The 7,237-nt window shown below is 62.3% G+C and carries 7 protein-coding genes; 5 read left to right on the top strand and 2 right to left on the bottom strand.

Annotation, left to right across the window (positions count from 1 at the left end; translation table 11 throughout):
* Positions 1-166: 166 nt before the first annotated feature.
* Both DBR22_RS13670 and DBR22_RS13665 read left to right on the top strand, forming a co-directional pair.
* On the top strand, positions 167-805 hold the full coding sequence (locus DBR22_RS13670) for a histidine phosphatase family protein (RefSeq protein ID WP_108599468.1): 639 nt from the start codon (positions 167-169) through the stop codon (positions 803-805).
* Positions 806-826: 21 nt separating this feature from the next.
* Positions 827-1,876 carry a 2-hydroxyacid dehydrogenase gene (locus DBR22_RS13665; RefSeq protein WP_108599467.1) on the top strand — a complete coding sequence of 350 codons (1,050 nt, stop codon included), beginning with the start codon at positions 827-829 and terminating at the stop codon, positions 1,874-1,876.
* 115 nt (positions 1,877-1,991) lie between these two features.
* Here DBR22_RS13665 and DBR22_RS13660 read toward each other — a convergent pair whose 3' ends face one another.
* Entirely contained in the window at positions 1,992-2,801 is an 810-nt protein-coding gene (locus DBR22_RS13660) for a DeoR/GlpR family DNA-binding transcription regulator (RefSeq protein ID WP_108599466.1), read from the bottom strand.
* A 203-nt stretch (positions 2,802-3,004) separates the two neighbouring features.
* On the opposite strand from DBR22_RS13660, the gene DBR22_RS13655 reads away from it, so the two are divergent.
* The 3 genes from DBR22_RS13655 (at position 3,005) to DBR22_RS13645 (ending at position 6,245) form a co-directional block, all read left to right on the top strand.
* Positions 3,005-4,081: an ABC transporter substrate-binding protein gene (locus DBR22_RS13655; protein WP_108599465.1), complete on the top strand. Its 1,077-nt coding sequence runs from the start codon at positions 3,005-3,007 to the stop codon at positions 4,079-4,081.
* Positions 4,082-4,179: 98 nt separating this feature from the next.
* Positions 4,180-4,992: an ATP-binding cassette domain-containing protein gene (locus DBR22_RS13650; protein WP_108599464.1), complete on the top strand. Its 813-nt coding sequence runs from the start codon at positions 4,180-4,182 to the stop codon at positions 4,990-4,992.
* Positions 4,989-6,245, top strand: coding sequence for a sugar ABC transporter permease (locus DBR22_RS13645; protein ID WP_108599463.1), 1,257 nt, complete (start codon positions 4,989-4,991; stop codon positions 6,243-6,245). The genes DBR22_RS13650 and DBR22_RS13645 overlap by 4 nt, the downstream gene beginning before the upstream one ends.
* Positions 6,246-6,551: 306 nt before the next feature.
* On the opposite strand, the gene ppgK is transcribed toward DBR22_RS13645, so the two are convergent.
* The coding region (ppgK, locus tag DBR22_RS13640; protein ID WP_108599462.1) for a polyphosphate--glucose phosphotransferase at positions 6,552-7,237 on the bottom strand (686 nt) is incomplete at its 5' end.

The following is a 7,237-nucleotide window of genomic DNA, read 5'->3' as shown; positions in this document are numbered from 1 at the left end:
CCGCCGATGTGGCAGCCGAAATGGTCAGGGTCCGGCAGGTCATCGAACCTCGCCCTGGACTGTCCGGACGTTTCGATGACAGCTACGTCCGCCTCGTCGCCGAACTCGAACAGCGTGGCTGGCTTGATCCAGCCGCTGCAGAACACGCCATCAAAAGGACTAACGCATGACCAACATCATCTTGTGCCGCCACGGAGAAACGGTGTGGCACGCCGAGAACCGGTACGCAGGAATCAGCGACATAGAACTCACCCGCCGTGGCCACGATCAGGCAGCCCGGTTGGCCGACTGGTCCCGGACAGCCGGGCTCACCGGTATCTACGCCTCCACCCTGACGAGGGCCCAGGTGACAGCCGCTGCCAGCGCCAGCACCACTGGCCTGCCCGTCAGAGTTGACGGGAGGCTCCGGGAACTCGACTTTGGCGAAGGTGAAGGCCGAACCACGGCCGAGATGGAGCAGCTGTTTCCGAAGGCCCTGTCGCACTTCCGGTCCGATCCAGCCAAACACCACCTGCCCGGCGGGGAAGACCCCTTCAAAGCTGCGGACCGGTTCGTCGAATGCCTTGGCGACCTCGCAGCCCAGTACCCTGAAGGACGGATTCTGGTGGTCGCCCACACAACTGCGATCCGGCTCGCACTGTGCCAGCTCATTGGCGTTCCGCTGGGGGAGTACAGGCGCGTTTTCCCCGCCATCAGGAACTGTTCCCTCACTGAACTCAGCTTCAATGACGGCTATGTTTCCGTGCTTGAGTTCAACACCCCGGTCGCCGCCAGCCTTGTGCCGGCCGGCCGATCAAAGATCTGATTCAGCAAGGAGAACCACACCATGACCCGCATTCTCGCCGCCGGCGACCACTTCGTACTCAATGACCTGCTCACCGACGCAATAGGAAGGGAAGTCACCGGCCACAGTGTTTCCTACAGTGAACTCACCCTGCCGTGGCCCGTTGTGCCCTTCGGCCGCATAGCAGAAGTCGATGAGGCGTCCGGAACGGAAGATGAACTCATCGAAGCCCTCCAGGGTGTGGAAGTCTGCGTAACACAGATGGCCCCCCTCACCGAAAAAGTCCTGAAAGCCTGCCCGGACCTCAAACTGTTCTGCATTAGCCGCGGCGGACCGGTCAACGCAAACATCGAGGCGGCAACACGCCACGGAGTGGCGGTCACATCCGCCCCGGGACGTAACGCTGCGGCCACCGCGGAACACACGCTGGGCATGATGCTGGCAGCGATGCGCCGCATTCCCCAGACCAACGCCGACCTGACCGCGGGAACCTGGCGGGGCGACTATTACATGTACGGCAACGTCGGACCCGAACTGGAGGGCAGCACCGTGGGCCTGGTCGGCTACGGAGCAATCGGCAGCCGGGTTGCCCGCATGCTTCAAGGCTTCGGTGCGACCGTGCTGGTCTACGACCCCTACGTCACAGACGAAGCACTGGCCGGCCGGGCCCGGAAAGTGGAGTTCGACGAACTGCTCGCCCGCTCGGCCGTCATCTCCCTGCACGCACGCGTCACGCCAGAAACGACGGGGATGATCGGAGCCGAGCAGATCGCGGCCATGCAGCCCGGTTCCATCATCATCAACTGTGCTCGGGGGGCGCTCCTGGACTACGACGCGCTTTGTGATGCCCTCGACTCAGGTCATCTCTTTGGAGCGGCCTTCGACGTCTTCCCGCAGGAACCCATCCCGGCCGGCTCCCGGCTGCTGACGACCCCGAACATCGTCATGACACCGCACCTGGCCGGAGCGAGCAAGGCAACCGCCCAAAAGGCTGCCAGGATCGTTGCAGAGGACGTGCGCCGGTACCTCAACGGGGAGCCTCTTGCGCACTGCGCCAATCCGGAAGCTCTCATGTCGGCCGGGACCGTATAGGCCGCACACATTGTGGCAGTGCCGGCCTTTCCGGAAAGGGGAGGCCGGTGCGGCAATCCAGCGCCCGGTACCTTGAGCAGGCCGCTGAGAAGGCCAGTTACCGGAAGCGGGGCGATTACCCCGTCTGAGACTGGGCTGAACGCATAGGGGCAATGTGCAGCCTGGTGTGCTCAGCCACGGCTTCCCTGAACTCGGGCGAGACGTCGTCCGTGAGGATCAGATCGGTAAACTCGCTGACCGGGACGTAGTGATGCAGGGACGTCCGTCCCACTTTGGCCCCGTCCATCATCAACACCCGCCGGGTGCCGGCCTTCAGCATGGCCCGCTTCATGTGCACGACGTCCTGCTCCTGGTGGTAGGTCATTTCAGAGCCCATCGTGGATGTTGACTGGAAGACAACATCCACCGCGTAGGAGCTGAACGAGCTGTCATTCGGCAGGCCGATAAAGGAATCATGCGTGCGGGAATACTGGCCCCCCGTCACAATCAAGCGGATGTCATCGTTCTCGCGGAACAACTCCAGGGCCTGCCTGTAATTAGTGATAACCGTCAACGGACCCACATCGTTGAGCAGCCGGGCAAGCGCAAAAACAGTTGTCGAATCATCCAGCATCACCGACATGCCCGGCTCGACCATCTCAAGGGCCTTCCGTCCCAACGCAGCCTTGGCCTGCGGCTGAATCTGCATCCTGATTTCGGAGCTCGCCTCAAAGACCGTGGACGGCAGCGCAGAAACCCCGCCATGGACTTTCCGCAGTATGCCCCGCGTCGCAAGATCGTCGATGTCGCGGTGGATCGTCATGAGGCTGACGTTTGTCAGCGCAGCAAGATCGGCAGCACTGGAAAAACCAGCTTCGACAACATGCTCGATGATTCGCCGTTGCCGATTAACACGAGGCTTCTTGAGCCCAGGACTGTCGTTCATGATGCTCGCTTTCGTCTCTGAGCGGGCGGTCCGCTCCTGCGCCGATGCTCTTGGCGTACTGCTGCCAAGGATATGCCCTCACAAGTCACGCATCAATTTATCAAAATTTATGACTAAGTTCACATTTTTTCTGTTAGTCTCTACACACGAGTTGCGGCCTAGGGTGGCCCTACTGGTTCGAATCCCTCAAGAAAGAGAATTCAATGAAGAACTTCTACATGCGCATCATGACCGCCGCTGCCGTAACGGCCGTCGCCGGCGCAGCCCTCACCGGCTGCGCCGAGCAGGGATCGTCAGCCTCCTCCACAGGGGACTCAGCCTCGGCAAAGATCGCGTTTTTGATGCCTGACATCGCTTCCACCCGTTACGAACTCTTCGACAAGCCGCTGTTTGAGGCCAAAATCAAGGAACTGTGCTCCGGCTGCAGTGTCATCTACTCCAACGCCAACGCCAGCGCCGCCAAGCAGCAGGAACAAGCAAACTCCGCACTGGCCCAAGGTGTGAAGGCCATAGTTATTGACCCTGTCGACTCCGCAGCAGCGGCAACCATCGTCAATTCGGCCAAGGCGCAGAATGTCCCGATCATCGCTTATGACCGTCCGATCCCCGACGCCGCCGCCGACTACTACGTCTCGTTCGACAACGAAAAGATCGGCGCAATGATAGGCCAGTCACTCGTGGACCACCTCCAGTCAACCAACGCCCAAGGAGGGCTGCTGCAGGTCAACGGCTCGCCCACGGATGCAGCTGCCGGGCTGATCAAGAAAGGCATCCATTCTGCCGTTGACACCAGCGGCTTCGACCTGCTCGCCGAATTTGACACTCCCGGCTGGGAACCAACAAAGGCCCAGGACTGGGTGGGTGGCCAAATCACCCAGTTCTCCGGAAAGATCGCAGGAGTTGTCGCCGCTAACGACGGCACGGCCGGCGGAACGATCGCTGCATTCAAGGCCGCGGGGACCCAGGTACCTCCCGTCACAGGCAACGACGCTGAACTCGCCGCAGCACAGCGCATCATTGCCGGAGACCAGTACAACACCATCTCCAAACCCATCAAAACAGTCGCTGAAGCAGCTGCCCAGATCGCCTATTCCTTCGCCAAGGGTGAGAAGCCGACGGGCAAAACCACCCTGTTCAACACGCCATCCGAACTCTTCGTACCCACAGTCGTCACCTCCAAGAATCTCAAAGAGGCCCTGGTGGACTCCGGAATCATGAAGGCCTCCGAGCTCTGCACCCCCACCTACGCTGCCGCCTGCGCCACAGCGGGCATCAGGTAAGTACGGCCCTGCCGCTCGACTGGGGAGTCCCGGTGCACCCTCTGAGGACCGCCGGGACTCCTGCCCCAACACCCCCACATGGAACAACAGGGAAAAACATGTCAACATCATCGTCCGCCCCAGCAGGAACCCCCCAGCTGCTGACACTGCGCGGCATCAACAAATCATTCGGCGCCGTAGCAGCGCTCATGGACATCGAACTGGACATCGCCCAAGGGGAGGTCGTCGCCATCGTCGGTGACAACGGCGCAGGCAAATCAACGCTGGTCAAGGTCCTCTCCGGAGTGCACGCACCGGATTCGGGAACGATAACGTTCGAGGGCCAGGACGTATCCATCTCCAGCCCCGCCGCCGCCCAGCATCTCGGCATCGCCACCGTTTTCCAGGACCTGGCACTCTGCGACAACCTCACAGTCGTAGACAACCTCTTCCTAGGCCGCGAACTCTCACCGCTGCGGCTCAACGAAGTCGACATGGAGGTCCGTTCCTGGGAGCTGCTGAAACAACTCTCGGCCAAGATCCCCTCAGTCCGGACACAGATCGCTTCCCTCTCCGGCGGGCAACGGCAAACCGTAGCCATCGCCCGCTCCCTGCTGGGAGACCCCAAAATCGTCATCCTCGACGAACCCACCGCCGCCCTTGGCGTCGCACAAACCGCCGAAGTGCTTAACCTCGTCGAAAGACTGCGCGAGCGCGGCCACGGCGTCATCATGATCAGCCACAACATGGCCGATGTCCAGGCAGTTGCCGACCGCGTCGTCGTACTCCGCCTGGGCCGCAACAACGGAGACTTCCGAGTAGGGGATGTCTCAACTGAAGAGCTCATTGCCGCGATCACCGGAGCGAGCGACAACGTCGTCTCACGACGGTCCGCCGCGCGCAGCACCAGCGAGGAGACCCACGCATCATGACCACCAAGGCACAACCTGCACCCAGTGCCCTTGCCCTGGACCTGCAGGACGAAAGGCTTCAAGACCGGACCGGACTGCGCGGACAGTACAAAGCCTTCCTCGACCGCACCCGCTCCGGGGACCTGGGCGTCCTGCCCGTCATCGGCGGACTGATCCTCATCTGGGCCGTCCTCCAAATCCTGAACCCCATATTTCTTTCCCCCGCCAACCTGGTCAACCTCACCATGGAGAGCTCAGCCGTCGGCATCATCGCCCTCGGCATCGTTGCCGTCCTTCTGGTAGCCCAGATTGACCTCTCAGTCGGATCCGTCAGCGGCCTGGCCGCCGCCGTCGTCGCCGTCACCTCAGTGAACATGGGCTGGCCTGTCTGGCTGGTCATCCTCGCTACCATCGCACTCGGCGCCGTGATCGGCTGGCTATACGGGCAGATCTTCAACCGCTTCGGAGTGCCGAGCTTCGTCGTCACCCTCGCCGGTTTGCTCGGATTCCTGGGACTGCAGCTGTACACCCTCGGCGCCAAGGGCTCGATCAACCTGCCGTTCGACTCACCGCTGGTGTACTTCGCACAGTTGGCATTCGTACCGGTCTGGCTGTCCTACGTCCTCGCAGCGGCCGCCGCGGCGAGCCTGTTCACCACTGACTATTTCCATGCCCGTGCCCGCCAGCACGCGGGACTGTCCGCAATGTCCCTGCAGAACATCGCACTGCGGGCGGGCCTGCTGCTCGCTGCCCTCGGAGTGACCGTCTGGTACCTGAACCAAGGCCGCGGGGTCGGCTGGATGTTCGTGCTCTTCATTGTGCTGACTCTTGTCCTGAACTACATGCTCAAGCGGACGCAATGGGGCCGCTTCGTCTACGCCGTCGGTGGCAATCCAGAAGCAGCACGACGCGCTGGCATCAACGTCAGGGCAATCTACACCTCCGTGTTCATCACCTGCTCCACCCTCGCCGCGGTGGGAGGACTCCTCGGAGCGGCCCGCCTGGCCGCAGCCAACCAGGGAAGCGGCACCGGCGACGTTAACCTGAACGCGATCGCCGCGGCCGTGATCGGCGGAACAAGCCTCTTCGGCGGACGGGGAAGTGCTTTCGCAGCCATCCTCGGCATCATCGTGATCCAGTCCATATCCAGCGGGCTCACCCTGCTGAACCTGGACTCGTCCTTCCGGTTCATGGTCACCGGCGTCGTCCTGCTCCTCGCCGTCACCTTGGATTCCGTCGCACGCCGCTCCCGAACCTCTCACGGCAAAGCCTGACAGCGGAAAGTGAGGCACAGGGGCCGGTGAAGGCATGACGCCATTACCGGCCTCTGTGTGTCTCCCGAGGGGCCAGCGATCGCCGATGGTACTTGGCGGCCTGAGCGCGCCGACGTTCCAATGTCTAGCAGCGCAAGCCTCACAGTCGGTTACCGGTCTCCAGGGAGAAGTCCCACATTGACGGTGTCTCGCGTGGTCGTCCCCAGAAAGCGACGCAGGACATGTTGAACAAGAGGACTTCGCACCTAACTGTCGGCTGCTCCTGATGACGACAGATGCCGTGGATCGGTCCAATCTGTCCACCGGTTACTTAACGTGCTTGTGCTTTCTGGCAGTGGCGATGGCGGCACCGATGATGCCGGCATCGTTCCTCAGGACCGCAGGCACGATCGGCGTGCGGAGCTTGAGGTTGGGAAGGTACTCGTCTGCCCGCTGCGAGATGCCGCCGCCCACGATGAACAGGTCGGGGGAGAACAGGAACTCGACATGGGAAAAGTAGCGTTGCAGCAGGACGCTGTATTCGTCCCAGGAGAGGCCATCCCGTTCGCGGGTGACAGCGGAGGCTTTGGTCTCGGCGTCATGGCCGTCGATCTCGAGGTGGCCCAGCTCGGCGTTGGGCACGAGTTTTCCGTCGAAGATAAAGGCTGAGCCGATTCCCGTGCCGAGGGTAATCACCAAAACGGTTCCGGCGACCCCGGCGCCGGCGCCGTAGCGCGCTTCCGCGAGTCCGGCGGCGTCGGCGTCGTTGTTGACTTCAACCGGACGGCCGAGGCGCTCCGTCAGGAGTGCGTCAATATCAGTGTCCAGCCAGGCCCTGTCCACGTTGGCGGCGGAATGGACCACGCCGTGCTGGATGATGCCGGGGAAGGTGACGCCGACGGGGGAACCGGCTTCGGGTGATTCGGGGCGGGCGGAGAGTTCGGCTACCACCAGTACCACGGCCTCCGCTAGCGACTTGGGCGTGGCGGGGTGCGGGGTGGGTACGTGGAAGC

The sequence above is a fragment of the Arthrobacter sp. HMWF013 genome, from assembly GCF_003061105.1.
Taxonomy (GTDB): domain Bacteria; phylum Actinomycetota; class Actinomycetes; order Actinomycetales; family Micrococcaceae; genus Arthrobacter.
Note: the sequence above shows the minus strand (reverse complement) of the source record. Positions and strands in the feature narration are given on the sequence as shown.

Excerpts from the sequence above, each read along its gene's own strand:
- DBR22_RS13670 (WP_108599468.1), top strand. The coding sequence starts at position 167 with ATGACCAACATCATCTTGTGCCGCCACGGAGAAACGGTGTGGCACGCC.
- DBR22_RS13665 (WP_108599467.1), top strand. The coding sequence starts at position 827 with ATGACCCGCATTCTCGCCGCCGGCGACCACTTCGTACTCAATGACCTG.
- DBR22_RS13660 (WP_108599466.1), bottom strand. The coding sequence starts at position 2,801 with ATGAACGACAGTCCTGGGCTCAAGAAGCCTCGTGTTAATCGGCAACGG.
- DBR22_RS13655 (WP_108599465.1), top strand. The coding sequence starts at position 3,005 with ATGAAGAACTTCTACATGCGCATCATGACCGCCGCTGCCGTAACGGCC.
- DBR22_RS13650 (WP_108599464.1), top strand. The coding sequence starts at position 4,180 with ATGTCAACATCATCGTCCGCCCCAGCAGGAACCCCCCAGCTGCTGACA.
- DBR22_RS13645 (WP_108599463.1), top strand. The coding sequence starts at position 4,989 with ATGACCACCAAGGCACAACCTGCACCCAGTGCCCTTGCCCTGGACCTG.